Source organism: [Clostridium] scindens ATCC 35704 (genome assembly GCF_004295125.1).
In the GTDB taxonomy this organism is placed as follows: domain Bacteria; phylum Bacillota; class Clostridia; order Lachnospirales; family Lachnospiraceae; genus Clostridium_AP; species Clostridium_AP scindens.
The window spans coordinates 3,320,063-3,344,222 of record NZ_CP036170.1 but is presented as its reverse complement, the minus strand read 5'-3'; the positions used below and the strand labels follow the sequence as shown (position 1 = coordinate 3,344,222).

Here is a 24,160-nt window from a genome sequence, read left to right as displayed (position 1 = left end):
CAGGAAGGAGGCGTTAATATGTCAGAAAAAACCACATATGAGGCAATTGACGGGCGTATTGCGCCAGAATCGCTGACGGCAGATGCCTCCGCAGGACTGGAAGTCGTTGACGGTCATGCCGTTAAAGCGCCGGGAGACTATGAAAATCCGGATCGCTTATATGAAATGTTGATTGCCCGCATCCGAAGGTATCACCCCTCTACGGATGTTTCTATGATTGAAAAGGCATACCAGCTTGCGAAAAAAGCCCATGGAGGGCAGTGCCGCAAGTCCGGAGAGCCGTATATCGTGCATCCTCTGTGGGTAGCCATCATACTGGCTGACCTGGAGATGGATAAAGAGACGATCGTATCCGGCATGCTTCATGACGTTGTTGAGGATACGGAAGTAGGCGAAGAGGATATTAAACGGGAATTTGGCGAGGAAGTGGCGCTTCTGGTAGACGGCGTCACCAAGCTGGGAAGGCTTTCCTATTCTTCCGACAAGTTGGAGGTACAGGCAGAGAACTTAAGGAAGATGTTCCTGGCAATGGCAAAGGATATCCGGGTCATCATCATCAAGCTTGCCGACCGCCTTCACAACATGCGGACGCTGGAGTTTATGACGCCGGCCAAGCAGAAGGAGAAAGCCAAAGAGACCATGGATATCTATGCGCCGATTGCCCAGCGGCTCGGCATATCCAAGATTAAGACGGAACTGGATGACCTGGCTCTTAAGTATTCGCAGCCGGAAGTATTCTTTGATCTTGTAAATCAGATTAACGCAAGGAAGACGGAGCGGGAAGAATTCGTCCAGCAGATCGTGGATGAAGTGTCCACCCACATGAAGAACGCCAGCATCAAGGCGGATGTGAACGGGCGCGTCAAGCATTTCTTCAGCATTTACAAGAAGATGGTTAATCAGGATAAGACGGTGGATCAGGTCTATGACCTGTTCGCGGTGCGGATTATCGTGGACTCCGTAAAGGACTGCTATGCGGCGCTAGGTGTCATCCATGAGATGTATACGCCGATACCGGGACGCTTCAAAGACTATATTGCGATGCCCAAGCCCAATATGTATCAGTCCTTGCATACGACGCTGATGAGTTCCGTGGGGCAGCCTTTTGAGATCCAGATCAGGACGCAGGAAATGCATAAGACGGCAGAGTACGGTATCGCGGCCCATTGGAAATATAAAGAATCCAATGATGGCAAGAAGAGCGTGGAGGCGCAGGAAGAAGAGAAGCTTAGCTGGCTGCGCCAGATACTGGAATGGCAGAGAGACATGTCGGATAATCGGGAGTTTTTAAGCCTGATCAAGGGCGATCTGGACCTGTTTGCAGAGGATGTATACTGCTTCACGCCCCAAGGCGATGTGAAGAATCTGCCCAATGGCTCTACGCCGATTGATTTCGCATACGCCATCCACAGCGCAGTGGGAAATAAGATGGTAGGCGCCAGGGTAAACGGCAAGCTGGTGAATATTGAATACAAGATACAGAACGGGGACAGGATCGAGATCCTGACCTCCCAGAACTCCAGAGGCCCGAGCCGGGACTGGCTGGGAATCGTCAAGAGCACCCAGGCAAAGAACAAGATTAATCAATGGTTTAAGAAAGAATTCAAGGAAAGCAATATCATCAAGGGAAAAGAGATGATTGCCTCTTATTGCAAAGCCAAATCCATTAATTTGAGCAATATCATGAATCCGAAATATCAGGACGTGGTGCAGAAGAAATACGGATTCAAGGACTGGGAAGCGGTGCTGGCTGCCATTGGGCACGGAGGGCTTAAGGAAGGCCAGGTGGTAAACCGGCTTGTGGAAGAGTATGACAAAGAGCACAAGCAGGAAATCACGGATGAAGTGGTTCTGGAGCGGGTTGCAGAAGCGTCCAAGAATAAGGTGCATATTGCCAAGTCCAAGAGTGGAATCGTGGTCAAAGGAATTGACGATATGGCAGTACGTTTCTCCAGATGCTGCAATCCGGTGCCCGGGGATGAGATTGTGGGCTTTGTTACCAGAGGCAGAGGCCTTTCCATCCATCGCACGGACTGCGTGAACATGATCCATCTGACAGAATCCGAGCGCGCCCGCCTGATTGATGCGGAGTGGGAAAGCGACGTGGCAGAGAAGGCCGGCGGGCAGTATCTGGCTGAGATCAAGATGTATGCCCATGACAGGCAAGGGCTTTTGATGGAGATGTCAAAGATCTTTACGGAAGGAGACGTGGATGTGAAGTCCATGAATGTACGCACCAGCAAGCAGGGAACCGCTACCATTGAGACGGGATTTATCGTGCATGGCAGGGAAGAACTGACAAGAATTGTGAAGAAACTTCGTCAGGTGGAGGGCGTAATTGATATTGAAAGGACGACAGGATAGAAAAGATGAAAGTAGAGAGATTTGTTACTGGAATTATCAGCACTAATTGTTATCTGGCGGTAAATGAAGAGACAAGACAGGCGGTCGTGGTTGATCCGGCTGCCTGTCCGTCCTATCTTCTAAGCCACATCAAATCGGAAGGAATTAAGATAGAGGCGCTTCTACTGACGCATGCCCATTTTGACCATATTATGGGAATTGACGGATTCGTGGACGAATTCCATGTGCCGGTCTATGTCTATGAAGAAGACGCGGATGCTATGACGGATCCGAAGTTAAACCAGTCTTCTGTCTATACCGGGGGATATACTTATGAAGGAGCTAAGAGCATCAAGGAAGGACAGATTCTGAAACTGGCTGGCTATGACTTTGAGGTGTTCCACACGCCGGGCCATACCAAGGGAGGATGCTGCTATTATGTCAGATCCGAAGGAGTCTTATTCAGCGGGGATACGCTGTTCCAGAATTCGATCGGACGTACGGATTTTCCGGGCGGAAGCATGTCCGACCTGGTGCGGGCCGTGAAGGAGAAACTGATGGTCCTTCCGGATGAGACCCTTGTATATCCGGGGCATATGGGCGAGACTACGATTGGGCATGAGAAGACGCACAATCCATTTCTGTAGCGGGGTATAAGAATGATTCGGATTATATGTAACAGCGAGGCATATACTTATAATACGTACCATATGATTAAGGCTTTTTATCCAGCGGCACAGGCTGTGTGCCGGGTGGAGGAAAAAGCCTCTAATTATGTAACGGTACTGCTGGAGAATGGGCGCAAGATCACGACAGGCGCGGCGGATATGCCCGCCGAATATTCAGGGATAGGAAAAGAAGCAGAAGTTAAACGGCATATAGACGTAAAGTTATATCACCTGCTTGAAGAAGAGACGGGGAACTCTCTTTCCTGGGGGATTCTTACCGGAGTCAGGCCTACGAAGATTGCCATGAAGAAGCTGGATGAGGGGATGGATGAGAAGGCATTTGTCTCCTGGTTTCACGAGATCTATATGGTAAGCAAAGAGAAGGCTTCCCTGGCATGGGAGATTGCCGGAAGGGAGAAGGAACTGCTAGAGCGGCTGGACTATGACAATGGGTACAGCCTTTATGTGGGCATCCCGTTCTGTCCCACCGTGTGCAGCTACTGCTCCTTTAGTTCCGGGGCCTTAGCCGACTGGGAAAGCAGGGTGGAGGATTATCTGGATGCCTTGTGCAAAGAGTTGAAGTTTATCGCTCAGAAGTCCTCCTTAAAGAAACTGAATACTATCTACATCGGAGGGGGCACGCCTACCACGCTTACGGCGGGACAGCTGGAACGCCTCCTGTGCTGTATTGACGAGAACTTCTCAAGGGAGCATCTTCTGGAATATACGGTGGAGGCCGGACGGCCGGACAGCATTACCAGGGAGAAGCTAGAAGCGATCAGACGTCACGGCGTCACCCGGATCTCCATTAATCCGCAGAGCATGCAGCAAAAGACGTTGGATGCCATCGGGCGCAGGCACAGCGTAGAGCAGATCATAACGGCATATGGCATGGCGAGGGAACTGGGGTTTGACAATATTAATATGGATATTATCGCAGGTCTTCCGGGAGAGGATCTCCATGATATGGAAGATACCCTGAGGCAGATTGGCCGGCTTATGCCGGACAGCCTGACGGTGCATTCCCTTGCCATCAAAAGGGCGGCAAGGATGGATATGGAGGATCTGAAGCGGGAGGACGGGAAGACAAATGAAGTCATGTCAGGCATGATTCGGTCAGCAGAGCGCCTGGCAAGGCAGATGGGACTGGCCCCATATTATTTGTATCGCCAGAAGAATATTGCGGGGAATTTCGAAAATGTTGGCTATGCAAAGGTTGACAAAGCGGGAATATACAATATACTTATTATGGAGGAAAAGCAATCCATAGTTGCCGCTGGCGCAGGCGCATCCACGAAGATCGTACTAAAAGGCATAATACCCATGCCTGGCAGCAGAAAGAAAAAGATGACGCGGCTGATGCGGATCGAGAATGTAAAGGCGATCGATGCCTATATAGACCGGATTGATGAAATGATAGAACGAAAAGGAGAATGGCTATGGCGTTAAAGAAGAAACCGGTTACCGGAATGAAGGACATGCTTCCAAAAGAAATGGAGATTCGTGATTACGTGATCCACCTCATAAAAGAAACCTACAAGACTTATGGATTCTCATCAATGGAAACCCCTTGCGTGGAGCATATCGAGAATCTCTGCAGCAAGCAGGGCGGGGACAATGAAAAACTGATATTCAAGATCTTAAAGCGCGGCGAGAAATTGAAGATAGACGAGGCAAAAGAGGAAAATGATCTGGTTGACGGAGGACTGAGGTACGACTTGACCGTGCCCCTTGCAAGATATTATGCAAATCATATGAGCGAGCTGCCATCGCCATTCAAGGCGATGCAGATTGGAAATGTATGGAGGGCTGACCGTCCGCAGAAGGGCAGGTTCCGCCAGTTTATGCAGTGCGATATCGACATCTTAGGCGAGCCGGGCATACTGGCAGAGATCGAATTGATTCTCGCCACCACGGCCATGCTGGGGAAACTGAACTTTCAGAATTTTACCGTATGCATCAATGACAGGAACATCCTGAAGGCAATGGCCGCCTACAGCGGTTTTAAAGAAGAAGATTATGACGAAGTCTTCATTGTCCTTGACAAGATGGATAAGATTGGAAAAGAAGGCGTGGCCGGGGAACTGCAGGAACTGGGGTATGGCAAAGAAAGCGTGGATACCTATCTTGGTCTGTTCGACGAGGTAACGCCGGATGTGGAAGGTATCCGTTATCTGAAAGAGAAACTTGGCTGCTGCCTTTCATCAGAGACGGCTGAGGGGATGGAGACGATTATCTCAAGCGTGGAAGAAGCCAAGGAAGCAAAGTTTGGTATCCGTTTTGATCCTACGCTGGTAAGAGGACAGTCCTATTATACAGGGACGATATTCGAGGTGACGATGGACGACTTCGGCGGTTCCGTGGCAGGCGGCGGCCGTTATGACAAGATGATCGGGAAGTTTACCGGCCAGGATACGCCGGCCTGCGGATTCTCTATTGGATTTGAGAGAATCGTCATGCTGCTGCTGGAAAATGGATACGAGGTTCCAAGAAAAGGCGCTAAGAAGGCATACCTTCTTGAAAAGAACATGCCCAAGGAAGGAATGCTCAAGGTATTAGCCATGGCAAAAACGGACCGGGAAGCAGGAAAACAGGTGCTGATTGTCAACATGAAGAAGAACAAGAAGTTCCAGAAGGAACAGCTGCAGGCAGAAGGCTATGAAGAAATCATCGACTGCTATGCAGATTCTGTAGATCAGTTGTAAAGTGGCAAAAGAATAGGATAAGAGGAGAGAAGCAATATGGCAGAGTCAATGAATGGGTTAAAGAGAACACATAGATGTGGGGAACTGTCCATAGCCAATGCAGGCGAGACAGTCACGATCATGGGATGGGTACAGAAGAACCGGAACAAAGGAGGCCTGGTATTTATCGATGTCAGGGACCGCAGTGGCATCATCCAGGTAGTCTTTGAGGAAGGCAGCACGGATGCGGCGCTGATTGAAAAGGCAGCGAGACTGCGTTCAGAATATGTGATTGCAATTGCGGGCACGGTCTCAAAGCGCTCTGGGGCGGTCAATGAGAACCTGGCTACCGGCGAGATCGAGGTGATCCCGACGGAACTTCGGATACTATCCGAGGCAGAAACACCTCCGTTCCCGATCGAGGAGAATTCCAAGACGAAGGAGGAACTTCGCCTGAAATACCGCTATCTGGACTTAAGAAGGCCTGACCTTCAAAGAAACCTTCTGCTTCGAAGCAGAGTGGCTACATTGACCAGGCAGTTCCTTTCCGAGGAAGGATTTCTGGAGATTGAGACGCCGATCTTAGGAAAAAGCACGCCGGAAGGCGCAAGAGACTACCTGGTGCCAAGCCGCGTGCATCCAGGGCAGTTCTATGGACTTCCGCAGTCTCCACAGTTGTTCAAGCAGTTGTTGATGTGTTCTGGATGCGACCGTTACTTCCAGATTGCCAAATGCTTCCGGGATGAAGACCTTCGCGCTGACCGGCAGCCGGAATTCACGCAGATCGATATGGAACTGTCTTTTGTGGATGTGGATGATGTTATCGATGTCAATGAAAGACTTCTTGCAAAACTGTTCAAAGATGTGCTGGGCGTGGAAGTCGCTCTGCCAATTCCAAGGATGACCTGGCAGGAAGCAATGGACAGATATGGCTCAGATAAGCCGGATACCCGTTTTGGAATGGAACTGACCGATGTGACGGAAGTCGTGAAGGACTGCGAGTTTGTCGTATTTAAAGGGGCCATCGAAAATGGCGGCACTGTGCGCGGCATTAATGCCAAAGGCCAGGGAGGCATGGCCAGAAAGAAGATCGACAAACTGGTAGACTTTGCCAAAGGCTTTGGGGCAAAGGGGCTGGCCTATATTGCAATCCAGGAAGACGGAAATGTCAAATCTTCCTTCGCCAAATTCATGACCGAAGCGCAGATGAATGCGTTGATCCGGGCAATGAATGGTGAAGCCGGAGACCTGCTGCTCTTCGCCGCCGATAAGAATAAAGTGGTCTGGGATGTTCTTGGCAGCTTAAGGCTGGAACTGGCAAGGCAGATGGAACTTCTCAACAAGGACGAGTATAAGTTCCTGTGGATTACAGAATTCCCGCTTCTGGAATGGAGCGAGGAGCAGAACCGCTATGTAGCTATGCACCATCCATTCACGATGCCGATGGAGGAAGATCTTAACTATCTGGAGAGCGATCCTGGCCGTGTGCGCGCGAAAGCCTATGATATCACTTTGAACGGCAATGAGATTGGCGGAGGAAGCGTGCGTATCTTCCAGGATGACGTTCAGGAGCGGATGTTCGAGGCACTGGGCTTCACCAAGGAGCAGGCGCAGGAGCAGTTCGGATTCCTGCTGGATGCCTTCAAATACGGCGTTCCACCGCATGCCGGGCTGGCCTATGGGCTTGATCGCCTGGTGATGCTGATGGCTAAGGAAGACAGCATCCGTGACGTAATGGCATTCCCGAAGGTAAAGGATGCCTCCTGCCTGATGACCGCGGCGCCAAATCTGGTTGACACAAAGCAGTTGGATGAATTAGGGCTGGCGTTAAAAGAAGAGGATCTGGTATAAGAACGAAGACAACTTCATCTGCGTGGACGAAGGGATATTTACACAAGCTCCTCAAGCATCTCCCGAACCGTTTTATGGCTGCAGGGATGGTGTTTATAAGGTGCGATCTCATGAAGCGGCTTCAGTACAAAGTCACGTTTCTGCACTTCTACATGAGGAATACAGAAGTCTTCCTCATGTAGAATCAGATCATCATAGAAGATTATATCCAGATCCAGAGTTCTCGGACCCCAGTGGATGATGCGTTCCCTTCCGGCTTCTTTTTCGATTCGATGGAGTTCGTCAAGCAGTTCCCGCGGTGTCAGTAATGTGCGAAGTTCCAGGCAGGCGTTCAGAAAATCATCCTGATCAGTGACGCCATAAGGCGGTGTCACAAGGAATGAGGAGACTTTGGCCACTTTACAGCAGGAAGCCTCATTCAGAGACTTTACAGCCTGATTCAGATATTGCTCTTTGTCACCCATGTTAGAGCCAAGTGCGATATAGGCTGTGTGCCAGCCGCGTTCGATCTCAACAGAAACGGTTTCCAAGGGAAGACCAACAGGCGCCCATGGCTTTTTAATCTCTAACTGGATCTTTTCAAGCCCTGAAGTCTGCAAAAGCAATGCTTCTGCCAGACTTTCTGCGATGCGTTCAAGCAGTTTGTATGTATGCTCTTTTAAGAAATGATCAATAAACTGACTGACTTCTCCGTAGTGGATGGATGCGGTCAGATTATCCGTCTTCCCGGCTGCTCTTGTGTCGGTATAGAGGGCTGCTGAGACGATGAATTTCTGCCCCAGTACATTCTCTTCAGGAAAAACGCCGTGATTTGCGAAGACTTCTAAATTCTGTATCTTAATCTTATCCATAATATCTTTCCTTTGTATTTGAAAATACTATAAAGTTATAAGAATGCTCTTATATAGATTTGATTCCATGCTCTCTCAGGATTGCTTCCATCATATCAATAGCCCGACGGTTTGCCTTGACATCATGAACTCTGACAAAGGAGCATCCGTTCAGTATACCGTAGACTGTAGTTGCAAGCGTCCCTTCTTCACGCTGGTCTGAAGGAAGATCAAGAGTCAGACCAATGACAGACTTGCGGGAGGTTCCAAGGAGAATCGGGTATCCTAGTTCCTGCATCCTGCCGACTTCACGGATAATCTCCAGATTCATCTCATAATTCTTGCCGAATCCTACGCCTGGATCAAGGATGATCTTCTCGCCTTTGATGCCGGCTTCAGTGGCAATGCGGATACATTCACGCATATCATCCATGAAATCTGCAAGAAAATTCTGATAAACCGCCTCATTACGGTTATGCATCAGGCAGCAGGCTGCATCATACTTTACGATCAGAGATGCCATATGTTCATCATACTTTAATCCCCAGATATCATTCACCAAGTCTGCACCTGCCTGAAGTGCAGCTTCAGCTACGGAACTTTTGTAGGTATCGATTGATATCGGGATATCAAATTCCTGTTTTAATTTTTCAATGACGGGTACGACACGTGCAATCTCTTCCTCGTCGGTAATCTGTTCATGTCCGGGTCTGGTGGACTCGCCTCCTACGTCCAGGATATCAGCGCCGTCTGCAACCATTTCACCGGCATGAGCCAGGGCTGCATCCAGAGTCTGGAATCTGCCGCCGTCTGAGAAGGAATCCGGCGTAACATTCAGGATTCCCATAATATAAGTATGTTTTTGCGTGTCAAATTCTTTTTTGCCAATTATCATATTCTAATCTCCTTATTCTTTTTTTCAGTACTCCAGTTACAGTCCGTTTCTGCCGGACAGGCGAAACAGGCGCGAGAGGCCTTGTCGCTTTCATATAATAGTGCTTCCAGAGGTTCAGCGTTCTCGCGAAGCTTCCGGTGTCCACGGATTGCCGTAAGAATCTGTTCGTTTTCATTCGAAGTAAACATAAGTTCTTCCGGCAGTTCGGCAAGTATCTGTTCAGCAATATCAGCGCTTGCAAGTTCATGTGGGATTCCTGACTCATACTGCCTGCCTTTCCCGATGTCATGCAGAATTGCCGCTGCATAGATTGCTTCTTTGGAAATTCCAATTCCTCTTTCAAGGCTCAGAATGTAAGCAATTCTGGCTGTGTCCAGCAGATGATTCATCTGATGGCAGCAGAAGATACGTTCTTGCTCCAGTTCTTGCAGTCTTTGGTAAGAAGATATATATAGGGGATGCTTGCGGATATAAGAAATTCTTAACATCGTGTTCTCCATATGATTCATGATCTCCCCAGCATCCGGAAGAAAAGTTCTTCCAGCACAGGATTCGTCTCAAACTCGCCCCGGCGTGCAACGGTTACCGTCTGGCTTCCCGGTTTCTTGATTCCGCGCATGGTCATGCACAGATGTTCCGCTTCAACCATGACCATGACACCTTTGGGCTGCATATGCGTCATAAGTGCATCCACGATCTGTCCGGTTAACTGTTCCTGTAATTGCAGGCGTCTTGCAAATACTTCCACGGTGCGTGCAAGCTTGCTTAAGCCTACGACTTTTCCATCAGGAATGTAGGCAATGTGTACCTTCCCGTAGAATGGAAGCATATGATGCTCACAGGTAGAATAGAAAGGGATGTCTTTTTCAATCACCATCTCACTGCTGTCTACATGGAATACTTTGCTCAGGTGTGTGGCGGCGTCTTCCTCCATGCCGCCGTATATCTCTTCATACATTCGTGCAATCCGGTCAGGAGTATCTATCAGACCCTCGCGGGTTACGTCTTCGCCGATGCCTTCTAGCAGAAGCGTGACGGCTTGTTTGATTTTTTGTTGATCTATCATAATTCTATATCCTTTTCAATGTATCTATTTTTAAATGCAATACTAATTTTAGTATTTTCCAACAGTTTCTATTATTTGTCCCAGATAGGAGAGAGAGCCGAACGAAAGAATGATATCTTTGTTGTCGGCCTCTGACAATGCATGCCGCCCGGCTTCTTGGATGCTTGGCTCTGCCTGTACAATCACATCTGAAGGGCAGTGGCGCTGCATGACCCGGGCCAATTCCTCTGCCGGAAGCGTGCGGTGTTCATCCGGAAGGTTCACAGTATGCACAGACTTGGCTAACGGTGCCATAATGGCTGCAATCTTTTCATATTCCTTATCTTGAAAAACCCCCATGATATATATGAGCCGTTTCCCCGGAAAATAAGTTTCAACAGATTCCCTAAGCCTTCTGGCGGCATCTTCGTTATGCGCTCCGTCAATGAAGAAGAGCGGCTTTTTCATCAGGCAAGTGAAACGGCCGGGCCATGCCGTTTTCTCTAATCCCAGGCGAATGGCTTCCTGAGACAGCGGATATCCAAGCGTGGGAAGCCTTCTCATAATCTCAAGCGCAAGCACTGCGTTATCCAGTTGATATCGTCCGGCAAGAGGACAGTGGAACTTCTCGTAATCTTTATAAGAAATGGTCTGCCCTGTAAAATCTTCGTGAGAGATCATCGAGTACTGCTTATCTGCTACAAAGAAAGGACAGGACAGGCGTTTTGCCTGATTCTCTAATACCTGCATGACCTCTGGCTGCTGCATAGTAGTTATAACCGTACATCCCGGTTTGATAATTCCTGATTTCGTCTGTGCAATTTCTTCCAAAGTATTGCCAAGGATTCCAAGGTGATCGCGGCTGATTGATGTGAATACCGCACATACAGTATTCTCTATGATATTCGTAGCGTCAAGTTCCCCACCGAGTCCACATTCCAGGACGATGATGTCGCAGTTCCTTTCTTTAAAATATAAAAAGGCTATTGCGGTTTCCACTTCAAATACAGTCGGGCTTGGCTTCCCTGCTGCTTCCATGCGCACAATAGCTCTTTGAACAATCTCTGTCAGTCTGGCAAACGCATCTTCCGGGATCCATTCTTCATCCACTTGAATGCGTTCCAGATAGGAAACCACTGTTGGCGATACGTATCGTCCGGTTCGGTATCCTGCCTCGCTTAATATGGTAGAAGTGTATGCAAGTACAGATCCCTTTCCGTTCGTGCCGGCAATATGTATGAACTTAAGGCTTTCCTGAGGATTCCCAAGTTCGCACAACAGCTCCCGAATCGCATCCAAACCAAGTACACTTCCGTATTTCGACACTTTGTCCAAATATACCCTTGCTTCTTTATAGGTCACGTTCTTCGTTTCCTTTCTTTATTTTATTGTCACTGTTGTCAATCATAACACTAAAATGGGTTTACTACAAGAGGGAAAAGAAGAATGCCCCGGTTGACCAGACCACCCTGTTGGCACTGTTTATCATACGGAATTTACTTTTTACAAGTCAGCCGGAAAATAAATATAAAAAAGGAACTGCATATCCATGCAATTCCTTTTAAAAGAGCGACAGACGGGGCTCGAACCCGCGACCCCGACCTTGGCAAGGTCGTACTCTACCAACTGAGCCACTGTCGCATATCTTGTGTTTTGTGTTCCTCAGAACAATAATTAATATACTATATGAGCCATAATTTGTCAACAACTTTTTTGAAAAAATCTAGAAAAAGAAAGAAATTGAAAAATCCGGCATCTCTGTGGTATACTAATCCAATACGAATAGAGCAAGGGATGTGAATATATGGAAGAAAAAAGAAGCGTAAAACTTGCACTGCTGGGCCTTGGAACCGTTGGAGGCGGCGTGTATAAGCTGCTTGAGCGCCAGAAGGAAGAACTGCTTGATAAGGCAGGCGCCAGCCTGGAACTTGTAAAGATACTTGTCCATAATATAAAAAAGGAAAGAGCGGGCGTGGATGCGTCCTTATTGACAGATAAGTGGGAAGAGATTATCGAAGATCCGCAGATAGAGATCGTCATCGAGGTGATGGGCGGTATCGAGCCGGCCAGAACGATGATCCTGGAAGCACTCAATGCGGGAAAGAACGTGGTAACGGCAAATAAGGATCTGGTGGCAGAGTACGGAAGGGAACTTCTGGATGCGGCCCAGAAGAACCAGGTAGATTTCCTGTTTGAGGCGGCTGTTGCCGGAGGAATTCCGATTATACGTCCGCTGAAGCAATGTCTGGCATCCAATGAGATTGACGAGGTAATCGGTATTGTCAATGGGACGACCAACTATATCCTTACCAAGATGTTTGAGGAAGGGATGGATTTTGAGGAGGCGCTGGCAAAAGCCACGGAACTTGGATATGCGGAGGCAGATCCGACCGCGGATATCGAAGGTCTGGATGCAGGCCGGAAGGTGGCGATCATGGCTTCTATCGCCTTTCATTCCAGGGTCACATTTTCAGATGTATATACAGAAGGAATCACAAAGATATCCGCGAAGGATATTGGCTATGCTAAAGAGTTCGACAGCGTAATAAAACTTCTGGGGGTTGCCCATAATACAGAATGGGGGATCGAAGTGGCCGTGCATCCTATGATCATTGCCCAGGATCATCCCCTTGCATCCGTCAGAGATTCCTTCAATGCCATATTCCTGCACGGAGATGCCGTGGACGATGTGATGTTCTATGGACGCGGAGCGGGAGAACTTCCTACGGCAAGCGCTATTATGGGTGACGTGATCGATGTGGCCAGGGATATCCGGTATCAGTGTACCGGCAGAATCAGCTGTACCTGCTACAGGGATACGCTGGTGAAGGAATTCAAGGACGTTAAGAACAAGTTCTTCCTGCGCATGCAGGTAGATAATAAGCCGGGCGTGCTGGCTGCCATTGCCAGCGTTTTTGGCGTGCATAAGGTAAGCATATCCAAGGTGATCCAGAAGGTAATTACGGATGGAGTGGCAGAACTTGTCATTGTAACAGAAGCGGTAAAGGAATATCATATGGAGGATGCGATCGAGCATCTGAAGGATATGGATACGACCCGCGAAATAAGCAGCGTGATTAGAGAGTATTAATAAAATGGGTGAGACAGCAGTACAGGAAAATCCTCTGGCAGCCGAGAGGATCGGGAAATTAATTGCAAAGTTTGCGATACCGGCAATCATTAGCATGCTGGTCAGCTCGCTATATAATATCGTGGATCAGATCTTTATCGGACAAGGCGTGGGGATGCTGGGAAATGCGGCGACGAATATCGCGTTTCCGATATCTATCATCTGCACGGCAACAGCGCTTCTGCTTGGAATCGGAAGCGCGTCAAACTATAATCTGGAATCCGGGGCAGGGAATAGCAAAAAGGCCAGCCAGATTGTAGGAACCGGGCTGGCAGTGTTGATCATCAGCGGCATTTCTATTGGCATAATTGTCCTGGTATTTTTAGACCCGCTTTTGCATCTGTTCGGCGTTACGCCGGACGTGCTGCCCCTTGCCCAGGATTATACAGGAATCACCGCATTTGGCATTCCCTTCCTCATTCTGACAACAGGCGGCAACCATCTGATCCGGGCAGACAGAAGCCCTACTTATTCGATGGCCTGCATGCTTACAGGGGCAATCATCAATACAATCCTGGAGCCTTTGTTTATTTTTGGGTTTCAATGGGGAATCAAGGGAGCGGCCGGGGCGACCGTGATCGGACAAGTCATATCCGGCTTTCTGGTGATTATATATTTTTGTAAATTCCGCAATCTGGAACTGACCAGAGATATGCTGAGGCCGAAGGGAGCGATGCTAAAGGCGATCGCCTCTCTTGGCCTGGCCGCCTGTATCAACCAGATCGCTATGGCCATCGTGCAGATCACGATGAACAATACGTTGAGACATTATGGGGCGTCTTCCGTATATGGGACGGATATACCGTTGGCATGCGTGGGCGTTATCTCAAAAGTCAATATGGTGTTCATGGCAATTTGCATCGGAATATCACAGGGGTGCCAGCCAATCTGGGGCTTTAACTATGGGGCAGGTAGATTTAGCCGTGTAAGGAAGACCTTTATGATGGCATTCAAGATATCCTTGCTGGTTGGCATCGTATTTTTCTTATGCTTCCAGTTCTTCCCTCGCCAGCTGGTGAGTGTGTTCGGGACAGGAAGCCAGGAGTACTTCCGTTTTGCAGAGCGGTACTTCCGCATCTTTATGCTTATGACCTTCATCAACGGTATCCAGCCTATGTCCTCCGGCTTTTTTACATCCATTGGGGAGGCCAGGCTGGGAATCATGGTATCTTTAACCAGGCAGGTAATATTTCTGCTGCCGCTGATCCTCCTATTTCCCCTTTTTATGGGAATCGATGGCGTGATGTATGCCGGACCGATCGCGGATGGAGCAGCAGCCTTTGTTGCGATTGGCTTTGCGCTTAGGGAACTTCGAAGGATGAAGCAATTGGAAAGCCAGCAGGCGCCAAAGGAGCAGGCGGAGAATTTCTAATTGCTTTACGCATCGGGATGTGATAGAATGAAGCCGTAACGAATAGATAAAGACAAAGCAGAGTAGGAAAACGTGCGTTAAGTGCCAGCCGGACGGGGAGTTGCCGGCGGGACGAAAAGTAAGGATTACTTGCGGTACGTTTTTCGCATCCCGCTGCTACACATAGACAGATAGACTGTAATACCTGCTGTGCGTAGCTTTAAGGACTACTGCAAAGGAGGTATTATTTTTATGAAAAAACTGAATATCAGAAACGTTTCCATGATGGGGGTATTGATTGCGCTTGATATAGTGGCAACAAGATTCCTGGGTTTCAGCGCATTGACGATCAGAATCAGTTTTGGCAGCGTGTTCATTATACTGGCCGGATTGTGGTTCGGGCCCGTGGAAGGGGCGCTGGTGGGAGGCATTGCGGATACGCTGGGATGTCTGATCGCCGGGACTGGCTTCTATCCTCCGCTTATGATCTCCCCGATCGTGCTTGGCATCCTGATCGGGCTTGGGAGGCCCTGGTTCCTTAAGAAGGTCGGAATCGCCAGGCTTGGGATTCTTATAGGGGGCTCATACATGATGACGACCCTGTTTATCGCGTCCTGGGCCCTGTCCATGCTGTACGGCTCTCCTTACCTTGCGCTGGTAGCAAGCCGTATTCCGCAGTATCTGGTAAATGCTACCGTATGTACCCTTATCTCATATGTGATTTACAAAAGCGCGGTGACAAGGGTAGCAACCGGCAGTTTTCAGGCGGGCTAAAGAATCCATTTGGCATCTTGACAAGAGGGGCTAAATATAGCATGCTATATTTAGCAGCAGAGGAGAGTCCGGTTACAAGGGGATGAATAGATGAAAGAACGGATGCCAATTGGTTTTATGTTTAAGCAGATTAACAATGTATATGAGAAAGATTTTAATAACAGGCTGAAGACGCTGGGGATTACAGCCTCCCAGTGCGCCGTTTTGGATTACCTGTTCCACACCAGGGAAGAAGAGGTGAACCAGAAGGATATCGAGAAAGCATTAAGTCTACAGAATCCCACGGTGACAGGCCTGCTGAAGCGCCTGGATGAAAAGGGGTATATATTATCCGTGCCAAGCAACAAGGATAAGCGGTGTAAGAATATCTACCTGACTGAAAAGGCCTATGATATCCAGAAGCGGATGGAGGCGGATCGGAAGAAGATTGATAAAAGGCTGACTTTGGGAATGAATAAAAAAGAGGTGGCAGCACTGGAAAAGATGCTGGAGAGGGTGCTTTATAATATAGCCGAACCGTAATGGTTCGGCTATATTTGTGTAATAAATGAACGGATTTGAGAAAATACTAGGTAGGAAGGTATTGCCAGAATCAGGATGAATGTGATATATTAATAATGCAAATGATAATCAAAATCAAAAAAATAAAAGAACCAAGGAGGTATCATGCCAGTAGAGGTTGTTTCTTACATGCTGTCTAACAAGGATATCAGGATGCGTCTCGGGTTCCAGCTGATCCTTCAGTGCGCTCCGTTTTTAAAAGGAATAAAGGTCGCCAGTATCACAAATGTTGACAGGCGGCATTTAAAGGAATTTTGGCGGGTGCTTGACGGAACCGGGATTGATGCTAAGATTCTTACAGTCAGCCAGGAAAGATGCATGGTCTTTATTTACCGGGAGGCCGTATTAAAAAAATACCTGGGACGCAGGGAGATCAGAAGATTTCTGGAGTCGTATGGATACGACAGGAAAGATTTGGACTGGATTCTTCAAAAACTCTCTGCAAGGGTCTGTCAATATACTTGTGACGGTATGGGCTTTCCCCATGAAATCGGGGCGTTTCTGGACTATCCGATTGACGATGTCAAATGCTTTATCGACAAAAGAGGACAGGACTGCCTGATGACCGGCTACTGGAAGGTCTATCATAACCCGGAAAGAGCCAAAATGATATTTTTGGCCTACGATAAGGCGAAGATCAGCGCAGTCAATGAGTTTCTGGCCGGAAAACGGATTCGGGATATTGTATGCAAGGCAGCATAGATGGCAAAGGCGAAAAGGAAGGATTGGTGATTTATGAGCGTCGTGATTATAGGCGGAAATGAACGGATGGAACAGCAGTATAAGCAGATATGCAAACGCTACCGATGCAAGGCAAAGGTGTTTACCAGAATGTCGGGAAACCTCAAGACGCAGATCGGACAGCCGGATCTGATCATTCTATTTACTTCAACGGTGGCCCATAAGATGGTGCACTGTGCATTAAAGGAAGCACAGCGCTATAATATTCCGGTTGAGCGCGCCCACAGCAGCAGCGCCAGCGCTTTGGAAAATGTGCTGATGGAGTGCTGCCGGTAAGCGAAGGGCCGTCAGATGTTTAAGAGGGAACAGTCCCTCTTTTTTTTACGGTCGAAACATGATACAATGTGGTATACGCGGGCGAAAGGCTCCTGCAAAAGGCAACAAAAGGAGGATTTAGCGGATGAGTTATGCAGATAAAGTATTTATTGATATGTGCCGGGATATTATTGACCACGGAACAGATACCAGAGGAGAGAAGGTGCGTCCGGTATGGGAGGACGGGACTCCGGCCTATACCATCAAGAAATTCGGCGTGGTGAACCGGTATGACCTTTCAAAAGAGTTCCCGGCCCTGACCCTTCGCCGGACCGCTATTAAAAGCTGTACGGATGAATTGCTGTGGATCTGGCAGAAGAAGTCCAATGATATTCACGAACTGCACAGCCACATTTGGGACAGCTGGGCGGATGAAGACGGCTTGATCGGAAAAGCCTATGGCTATCAGATGGGAGTAAAGCACAAGTATAAAGAGGGGATGTTTGATCAGGTAGACCGGGTGATCTACGATTTGAAGCATAATCCTTACAGCCGGAGGATTATGACGAATATCTACGTGCATCAGGATCTCCATGAGATGAATCTGTATCCCTGCGCCTACAGTATGACGTTTAATGTGACCAAGGAGCAGAGAAGCGACAGGCTGACGCTTAACGGAATTCTTAACCAGCGCTCTAATGACGTGCTGGCGGCAAATAACTGGAATGTATGCCAGTATGCCGTACTGCTTCATATGCTTGCCCAGGTGTGCGATATGCAGGTGGGCGAGTTCGTGCATGTGATCGCGGATGCCCATATCTATGACAGGCATGTTCCGATGATTGAAGAACTGATAAAAAGAGAGCCGCTTCCGGCGCCGAAATTCTGGCTGAATCCGGAAATAAAAGACTTCTACCAATTCACGAGGAACGATGTGAAGCTGATCGGCTATGAGACGCATGAGCAGATCAAGGACATTCCGGTTGCGGTATGAGAGAAGAGACAGGAGGGAATAGTAGGATGAATTTGATAGTTGCAGTCGATAAGAACTGGGCCATTGGGAATGGCAACAAACTGCTGGTGAGCATTCCGCAGGATATGAAGTTTTTCCGGGAGACGACCAAGGGAAAGGTGGTTGCCATGGGAAGAAAGACGCTGGAAAGCTTCCCGGGAGGGCAGCCTCTTAAGAACCGGGTGAACGTCGTGCTGACTACGGATCAGAACTATAAGGCGAACGGCGCGGTCATTGTCCATACAATAGAACAGATGCTTGCGGAATTGAAGAAATATGCATCGGAAGATATCTTTGTGATTGGGGGGGAGAGCATCTATCGCCAGCTGCTTCCCTACTGCAGCAAGGCCTATGTTACCAGGATAGACCATGCATATGATGCCGATACCCATTTTCCGGACCTGGATGTGGATCCGCAATGGGAGATGACCAAGATCAGCGATGAGCAGACCTATTTTGATCTGGAATATGTATTTACGATTTACGAGAGGATATCATGAAGATTCTAAGCATTACGGCTCAGAAGCCTAACAGTACGGGAAGCGGCGTCTATCTGACGGAATTGGTGCGGCAGTTTGCTAGAGACGGGCACGAACAGGCGGTAGTGGCAGGCGTATATGAAGAAGACCGGATAGAATTGCCGGAAGGCGTAGGGTTCTTCCCGGTGCTGTTTGAGAGCAGGGAACTTCCCTATCCCATCGTCGGGATGTCGGATGAGATGCCCTATAGAAGTACGCGCTACTGTGACATGACGTGGGAGATGACGCGGCAGTTTCAAGATGCATTTCTAAAAGCTATCGAAAAAGCGGTGGATGCGCTTGAGCCGGACTTGATCCTGTGCCATCACCTGTACCTGCTGACCGCAATGGCAAGGGAGCGGTTCAAAGAGCAGAAGGTCTATGGATTCTGCCATAATACGGATCTGCGGCAGATGAAAAAGACAGGACTTTGGAGAGACTATATCCGGGAGCAGATCAGAGGGCTGGATGCCATCTTCGTTCCTCAGTCAGCCCAGAAGGAGGGCGTGATGGAGATATTCGGGATAGATTCCGGGAAGATCCGGATTCTGGGGATGGGGTATAGCCAGGAGATTTTCTGCGGCCCGGAAAAGCCTGATAACGCAGCCCGGGGAAAGGACGGAGCGATCCGCCTGATCTATGCAGGAAAGATTGCAGAGAAAAAGGGGGTCAAAAGTCTGATCAAGAGCCTATCCTATCTGCCTTATCCAAGGGAGGGGCTGAAACTTTCGCTTGCAGGCGGGGCAGGAAATAAAACGGAGTACCAGGAGATTGAAGAACTGGCGTCGAAGGCGCCTTATCCGGTAGAGTTTCTGGGGAAACTTCCCCAGCCGGAACTGGCAAAGGCGTATCAAAGAAGCGATATCTTTGTATTGCCATCCTTTTTTGACGGGCTTCCGCTGACAGTGATTGAAGCCATTGCCTGCGGGGACAAGGTGGTAGTCACAGACCTTCCGGGGATCCGGGACTGGCTGAAAGAGCAGGCGCCTGGCGCAGTGGTGAAGTATGTGCCATTGCCTGTCATGCGCAATACCGACGAGGCGGTATCAGAGTCGCTGCCGGCCTTTGAGAGGCAGCTGGCTGGCAAGATAGAGGAATGCGCCAGGGAAGAAGGACAGGAAAGGGTGGATCTGTCCCATCTGTCCTGGAAGAATATTTGTAAGGAAATATTGAAAAGCAGTTGACATCTATAAGGTAAATCTACTATAATGGCATTAATTATCAGAGAAATGCTATGACAAGGAGGAGTACATAATATTCTGATGCCAAGAGAGAAGATGGACGGTGGGAGTCTTCGTGATGAAGTTATGGAAGTAGCCTTTGAGCAGTGGACCGAAAGGACAGTTATCTGATCCGAGTAGACTTCAACGCATTCCCAGCGTTATATGGGAGCGATATCGGAAGTGCGCTTTAGCAGGATTCCCGTATCGGCAGAGAGCAAAGAGGAGACTCTTTGAATTTAGGTGGTAACACGGATGCATTATTCGCCCTAAGCGTCAGGCTTAGGGCGTTTTTTTCGCTACGCAGCACACGTCATTTGCAAACAGGAGGTATGTATATGAAGAAAATCAGCGGGAACAGATTATTGGTAAAAGCATTGAGGGAGGAAGGCGTAGATACCATGTTCGGCTATCCGGGCGCCTGTACCATTGATCTTAGCGATGAATTATACAAGCAGGATTATACCAAGGTCATCCTGCCAAGACAGGAGATCGCGCTTGTACATGAGGCAGATGCCTATGCGCGCTCTACAGGAAAGGTTGGCGTATGCCTGGTAACCAGCGGGCCTGGGGCAACCAACCTGGTAACAGGCCTTGCGACGGCCAACTACGACAGCGTGCCGCTGGTATGCTTTACCGGCCAGGTGGCAAGGCATCTGATCGGAAACGATGCGTTCCAGGAGGTTGATATCGTCGGGATTACCAGAAGCATTACCAAATACGGGGTGACCGTGCGTAACCGGGAAGACTTGGGAAGGATTCTCAAGGAGGCGTTCTATATCGCTAGGACAGGGCGTCCGGGACCGGTACTTATTGATCTGCCGAAGGATGTAATGGCCGAGCTTGGAAGCGCAGATTATCCAACGGAGGTCAATATCAGAGGCTATAAGCCGAGCACGCATGTACATATCGGGCAGTTAAAGAGGGCCATCAAGATGCTTGGGAAGGCGCAGCGTCCTCTTTTCCTGGCAGGCGGCGGCGTAAATATCGCTCATGCCAACCAGGAATTTACCCGGCTGGCAGAAAAGACAGGGGTTCCGGTAGTCACTACCGTAATGGGAAGAGGCGCCATACCTACCAGCAATCCGCTGTATATTGGAAACCTGGGAATGCATGGGGCATATGCTTCCAACATGGCTGTCAATGAATGCGATCTGCTGTTTTCGATCGGCACGAGGTTCAATGACCGCATTACCGGAAAACTACATTCATTTGCCCCCCGTGCTCAGATCGTGCATATTGATATCGATACGGCAGCCATCTCCAGAAACGTGCAGGTTGACGTGCCCATCGTAGCAGACGCAAAAGAGGCGATTGAAAAGATGCTGGAATATGTGACGGAGTGCAATACGCAGAAATGGCTGGAGCAAGTGGGCCAGTGGAAGCTGGAGCACCCTATGAAGATGAAGAAGAAGCCAATCATGACGCCACAAGATATCCTGGAGACGATGAACCGTGTATTTGAAAGAGCCATCGTTGTTACGGATGTAGGCCAGCATCAGATGTTTGTTGCCCAGTTCATGGAATTGGATGCCAATAAGCAGCTTTTGATGTCCGGAGGGCTCGGAACCATGGGCTATGGGCTTCCGGGAGCCATCGGAGCCAAGATCGGCAATCCTGACATGCCGGTCATTTCCATATCAGGGGACGGCGGAATGCAGATGAATATCCAGGAACTGGCAACGGCCGTACTGGAAGAACTTCCGATCATATCCTGTATTTTCAACAATAATAACCTTGGAATGGTACGCCAGTGGCAGAAACTCTTCTATGGAAAGCGCTATTCCATGACCTGCCTGCGCTCGGGAGCGGCATGCCGCGGCAAATGCGGGGAGGTAGAATGCCCAGCTTACACGCCCGACTTCGTGAAACTGGCGGAAAGTTATGGAGCAAAGGGAATCAGGGTGACGAAAAAGGAAGAGATCGAACCCGCGTTCCGGGAAGCAATGAAGAGCACGAAGACGCCGACCGTCATTGAATTCGAGATAGATCCGGAAGATCTGGTATATCCGATGATTCAGCCGGGCGGGACTTTGGAAGATATGATACTGGATTGCTAGAAGGGAGGATATGAATATGAATGGAAATGGAATGAAGAAGCGTTGGATTTCGCTGTATGTAGAAAATCAGGTAGGCGTACTGTCAAAGATCTCGGGCCTGTTCTCGGGAAAGTCATATAATCTGGACAGTCTGACGGTGGGAACTACAGAGGATCCTACCGTGTCCCGTATGACCATCGCGACGGTCAGCGACGATGAGACCTTTGAGCAGATTAAGAAGCAGTTGAACCGGCTGGTGGAAGTAATAAAGGTCATTGATTTTACGGATGTATTTGTCCGGATGAAGGAGATTCTCTATGTAAAGGTGCGCAAATGCATGCCGGAAGACAAGGTGGAGTGCTTCCAGATAGCAGAGACATTCAAGGCAAAGGTGATCGACTATGGCAAAGACAGTATTCTGCTGGAATTCGTGCAGACGGCCACCAAGAACGATGCGGTAATCAAGCTGATGAAAGAAGAATTCGCCAGCATCGAAGTAGTCCGGGGAGGAAGCGTTGGAATCGAATCCATCAGCATGATGGAGCGCTAGCAGATCTAATACAGATTGTTTCAATGAAAAAAACAGAGTGCGCTCTTGAATTTTGGAAAAGCCGGTATTATAATAAAAAAAGGAAAATAAGTTATAAAAGGACGGAGGAATTTAAAATGGATAAGAAAAACATTGACTGGTCTAGTCTGGGCTTTGGATACCTGCCCACAGATAAGAGATACGTTTCCAACTATAAGGATGGAGCGTGGGACGAAGGGACTCTTACCTCCGATGCCAATGTCGTGATTAGTGAATGCGCAGGGGTGCTGCAGTATGCGCAGACCTGCTTTGAAGGAATGAAGGCCTATACGACGGAGGACGGCCATATCGTCACGTTCCGGCCGGACCTGAATGCCAAGCGGATGGCAGATTCCGCCCAGAGGCTTGAGATGCCCGCGTTTCCGGAAGATCGGTTCGTTGAGGCCGTCAAGCAGGTGGTGGCCGCCAATGCGGCGTACGTGCCGCCCTATGGCTCGGGCGCGACCCTCTACATTAGGCCCTATATGTTCGGAAGCAGTCCGGTGATTGGCGTTAGGCCGGCAAGCGAGTATCAGTTCCGCGTATTTGCCACGCCGGTAGGCCCGTACTTCAAGGGCGGCGTAAAGCCGATCACCATCAAGGTATGCGACTTCGACCGGGCGGCGCCGCGTGGAACCGGCCATGTAAAGGCCGGGCTTAACTACGCAATGAGCCTTCATGCCATCATGACGGCGCACCGGGAGGGATACGACGAGAACATGTACCTGGATGCGGCGACCAGGACGAAGGTGGAGGAGACCGGCGGAGCCAACTTCCTCTTCGTGACCAAGGATCACAAGGTGGTAACGCCGAAGTCCGACACGATCCTTCCGTCCATCACCAGGCGGTCCCTGATGTACGTGGCAGAGCATTACCTGGGGCTTCAAGTAGAGGAGCGGGAAGTGCCTTTGGCGGAGGTGGAAGAGTTCGCGGAATGCGGGCTGTGCGGCACGGCGGCGGTCATCTCCCCGGTAGGAAAAGTAGTGGACCATGGCAGGGAGATCTGCTTCCCCAGCGGAATGGAAGAGATGGGACCGGTTACGAAGAAACTGTATGAGACACTGACAGGAATCCAGATGGGCCAGATCGAGGCGCCGGAAGGATGGGTCTGCAGAATTTGTTAAGAAAATAACGGGACACGTAACAAAATGCAATTTTGTTACGTGTCCCGTTAAAAAAATATCATAAGAAAGGGATAGACAATGGTAGGATATAAGAATATTGATAAGGAAGAGATATTGGAACTGAAAAATCTGGTAGTGTATCAGGAGGGCCAGGTAGTCAGCAAAACGCTGGTGCAGAATAGCGCGGTAAGCGTGACCTTGTTCGCATTTGAAAAGGATGAGGAGATCAGCACCCACGAATCCGGCGGGGACGCTATGGTTACCGTGCTGGAGGGTACCGGGCGCTTTACGATTGATGGCAGGGAGCATATCCTAAAAGCAGGGCAGAGCATCGTCATGCCAGCCAGGAAGCCTCATGCGGTCTACGGGGAGGAGCGGTTTAAGATGCTGCTGATGGTCGTATTCTAGCAGTTGCCAAAAACAGCAGTAAGATGGCATCTCCCTTAGGATCGTGAAGAAGAAGCAGTTTTAAAGAGAACGAATAAAAAGCCAGCCGGAAGGACGGAGACGATAAATGTCCCTGACTTCCGGCTGGCTCTTTGCGCCCAACT

At 49.1% G+C, this 24,160-nt stretch carries 23 protein-coding genes, 1 tRNA gene, 1 riboswitch and 1 other annotated feature; of the genes, 18 read left to right on the top strand and 6 right to left on the bottom strand.

The window, feature by feature from the left end; all coding sequences use genetic code 11:
* Window positions 1–18: 18 nt before the first annotated feature.
* Genes HDCHBGLK_RS17150 through aspS form a run of 5 tightly spaced genes read left to right on the top strand, consistent with a single transcriptional unit; the run spans window position 19 to window position 7,546 of the window.
* Entirely contained in the window at window positions 19–2,364 is a 2,346-nt protein-coding gene (locus HDCHBGLK_RS17150) for a RelA/SpoT family protein (protein WP_004605090.1), read from the top strand.
* Window positions 2,365–2,369: 5 nt separating this feature from the next.
* A complete protein-coding gene (locus tag HDCHBGLK_RS17145; protein ID WP_004605091.1) occupies window positions 2,370–2,990 on the top strand; it encodes an MBL fold metallo-hydrolase in 621 nt (206 codons plus the stop codon).
* A gap of 12 nt (window positions 2,991–3,002) precedes the next feature.
* Window positions 3,003–4,460, top strand: a complete 1,458-nt coding sequence (hemZ, locus tag HDCHBGLK_RS17140; protein ID WP_009248620.1) for a coproporphyrinogen dehydrogenase HemZ — start codon at window positions 3,003–3,005, stop codon at window positions 4,458–4,460.
* Complete coding sequence (gene hisS / locus HDCHBGLK_RS17135) at window positions 4,445–5,716, top strand: histidine--tRNA ligase (protein WP_004605093.1); 1,272 nt, start codon at window positions 4,445–4,447, stop codon at window positions 5,714–5,716. Before hemZ ends, hisS begins: the two co-directional genes overlap by 16 nt.
* A 36-nt stretch (window positions 5,717–5,752) precedes the next feature.
* Complete coding sequence (gene aspS, locus HDCHBGLK_RS17130; RefSeq protein WP_004605094.1) at window positions 5,753–7,546, top strand: aspartate--tRNA ligase; 1,794 nt, start codon at window positions 5,753–5,755, stop codon at window positions 7,544–7,546.
* Between the two features lie 38 nt (window positions 7,547–7,584).
* Here aspS and folK read toward each other — a convergent pair whose 3' ends face one another.
* The 6 genes from folK to HDCHBGLK_RS17100 form a co-directional block, all read right to left on the bottom strand.
* Window positions 7,585–8,397, bottom strand: coding sequence for a 2-amino-4-hydroxy-6-hydroxymethyldihydropteridine diphosphokinase (gene folK / locus HDCHBGLK_RS17125; protein WP_004605095.1), 813 nt, complete (start codon window positions 8,395–8,397; stop codon window positions 7,585–7,587).
* A gap of 49 nt (window positions 8,398–8,446) precedes the next feature.
* Complete coding sequence (folP, locus tag HDCHBGLK_RS17120; protein ID WP_004605096.1) at window positions 8,447–9,271, bottom strand: dihydropteroate synthase; 825 nt, start codon at window positions 9,269–9,271, stop codon at window positions 8,447–8,449.
* Window positions 9,268–9,780: an HD domain-containing protein gene (locus HDCHBGLK_RS17115; RefSeq protein WP_004605097.1), complete on the bottom strand. Its 513-nt coding sequence runs from the start codon at window positions 9,778–9,780 to the stop codon at window positions 9,268–9,270. Before HDCHBGLK_RS17115 ends, folP begins: the two co-directional genes overlap by 4 nt.
* Window positions 9,777–10,337: a GTP cyclohydrolase I FolE gene (gene folE, locus HDCHBGLK_RS17110; protein WP_004605098.1), complete on the bottom strand. Its 561-nt coding sequence runs from the start codon at window positions 10,335–10,337 to the stop codon at window positions 9,777–9,779. The genes HDCHBGLK_RS17115 and folE overlap by 4 nt, the downstream gene beginning before the upstream one ends.
* Window positions 10,338–10,385: 48 nt before the next feature.
* Window positions 10,386–11,678 carry a bifunctional folylpolyglutamate synthase/dihydrofolate synthase gene (locus HDCHBGLK_RS17105; protein ID WP_004605099.1) on the bottom strand — a complete coding sequence of 431 codons (1,293 nt, stop codon included), beginning with the start codon at window positions 11,676–11,678 and terminating at the stop codon, window positions 10,386–10,388.
* 206 nt (window positions 11,679–11,884) lie between these two features.
* Window positions 11,885–11,957: transfer RNA gene (locus HDCHBGLK_RS17100), tRNA-Gly, on the bottom strand.
* Window positions 11,958–12,120: 163 nt separating this feature from the next.
* On the opposite strand from HDCHBGLK_RS17100, the gene HDCHBGLK_RS17095 reads away from it, so the two are divergent.
* From HDCHBGLK_RS17095 to HDCHBGLK_RS17035, 13 genes are all read left to right on the top strand, one after another.
* The gene (locus HDCHBGLK_RS17095) at window positions 12,121–13,407 is read left to right on the top strand and encodes a homoserine dehydrogenase (protein ID WP_004605101.1); all 1,287 of its coding nucleotides are present in this window, start codon (window positions 12,121–12,123) and stop codon (window positions 13,405–13,407) included.
* Between the two features lie 4 nt (window positions 13,408–13,411).
* Window positions 13,412–14,818, top strand: a complete 1,407-nt coding sequence (locus tag HDCHBGLK_RS17090) for an MATE family efflux transporter (RefSeq protein WP_004605102.1) — start codon at window positions 13,412–13,414, stop codon at window positions 14,816–14,818.
* A 56-nt stretch (window positions 14,819–14,874) separates the two neighbouring features.
* Window positions 14,875–14,976: riboswitch (THF riboswitch) on the top strand.
* A gap of 73 nt (window positions 14,977–15,049) precedes the next feature.
* Window positions 15,050–15,571, top strand: coding sequence for a folate family ECF transporter S component (locus tag HDCHBGLK_RS17085; protein ID WP_004605103.1), 522 nt, complete (start codon window positions 15,050–15,052; stop codon window positions 15,569–15,571).
* A 90-nt stretch (window positions 15,572–15,661) separates the two neighbouring features.
* A complete protein-coding gene (locus tag HDCHBGLK_RS17080; protein WP_004605104.1) occupies window positions 15,662–16,093 on the top strand; it encodes a MarR family winged helix-turn-helix transcriptional regulator in 432 nt (143 codons plus the stop codon).
* Between the two features lie 144 nt (window positions 16,094–16,237).
* Window positions 16,238–16,834, top strand: a complete 597-nt coding sequence (locus tag HDCHBGLK_RS17075; protein WP_004605105.1) for a DUF3793 family protein — start codon at window positions 16,238–16,240, stop codon at window positions 16,832–16,834.
* Between the two features lie 33 nt (window positions 16,835–16,867).
* Window positions 16,868–17,149 carry a DUF2325 domain-containing protein gene (locus HDCHBGLK_RS17070; protein ID WP_004605106.1) on the top strand — a complete coding sequence of 94 codons (282 nt, stop codon included), beginning with the start codon at window positions 16,868–16,870 and terminating at the stop codon, window positions 17,147–17,149.
* Window positions 17,150–17,273: 124 nt separating this feature from the next.
* The gene (gene thyA / locus HDCHBGLK_RS17065; protein ID WP_004605107.1) at window positions 17,274–18,122 is read left to right on the top strand and encodes a thymidylate synthase; all 849 of its coding nucleotides are present in this window, start codon (window positions 17,274–17,276) and stop codon (window positions 18,120–18,122) included.
* 26 nt (window positions 18,123–18,148) lie between these two features.
* The gene (locus tag HDCHBGLK_RS17060) at window positions 18,149–18,640 is read left to right on the top strand and encodes a dihydrofolate reductase (RefSeq protein WP_009248612.1); all 492 of its coding nucleotides are present in this window, start codon (window positions 18,149–18,151) and stop codon (window positions 18,638–18,640) included.
* On the top strand, window positions 18,637–19,842 hold the full coding sequence (locus HDCHBGLK_RS17055) for a glycosyltransferase family 4 protein (protein ID WP_004605109.1): 1,206 nt from the start codon (window positions 18,637–18,639) through the stop codon (window positions 19,840–19,842). The genes HDCHBGLK_RS17060 and HDCHBGLK_RS17055 overlap by 4 nt, the downstream gene beginning before the upstream one ends.
* A 41-nt stretch (window positions 19,843–19,883) precedes the next feature.
* Window positions 19,884–20,153, top strand: a binding site (T-box leader).
* Between the two features lie 63 nt (window positions 20,154–20,216).
* Window positions 20,217–21,938, top strand: coding sequence for a biosynthetic-type acetolactate synthase large subunit (ilvB, locus tag HDCHBGLK_RS17050; RefSeq protein WP_009248610.1), 1,722 nt, complete (start codon window positions 20,217–20,219; stop codon window positions 21,936–21,938).
* Between the two features lie 16 nt (window positions 21,939–21,954).
* Entirely contained in the window at window positions 21,955–22,467 is a 513-nt protein-coding gene (ilvN, locus tag HDCHBGLK_RS17045) for an acetolactate synthase small subunit (RefSeq protein ID WP_009248609.1), read from the top strand.
* A 116-nt stretch (window positions 22,468–22,583) separates the two neighbouring features.
* Window positions 22,584–23,609, top strand: coding sequence for a branched-chain amino acid aminotransferase (locus tag HDCHBGLK_RS17040; RefSeq protein ID WP_039909279.1), 1,026 nt, complete (start codon window positions 22,584–22,586; stop codon window positions 23,607–23,609).
* Between the two features lie 78 nt (window positions 23,610–23,687).
* Complete coding sequence (locus tag HDCHBGLK_RS17035; protein WP_004605113.1) at window positions 23,688–24,017, top strand: cupin domain-containing protein; 330 nt, start codon at window positions 23,688–23,690, stop codon at window positions 24,015–24,017.
* Window positions 24,018–24,160: the final 143 nt, after the last annotated feature.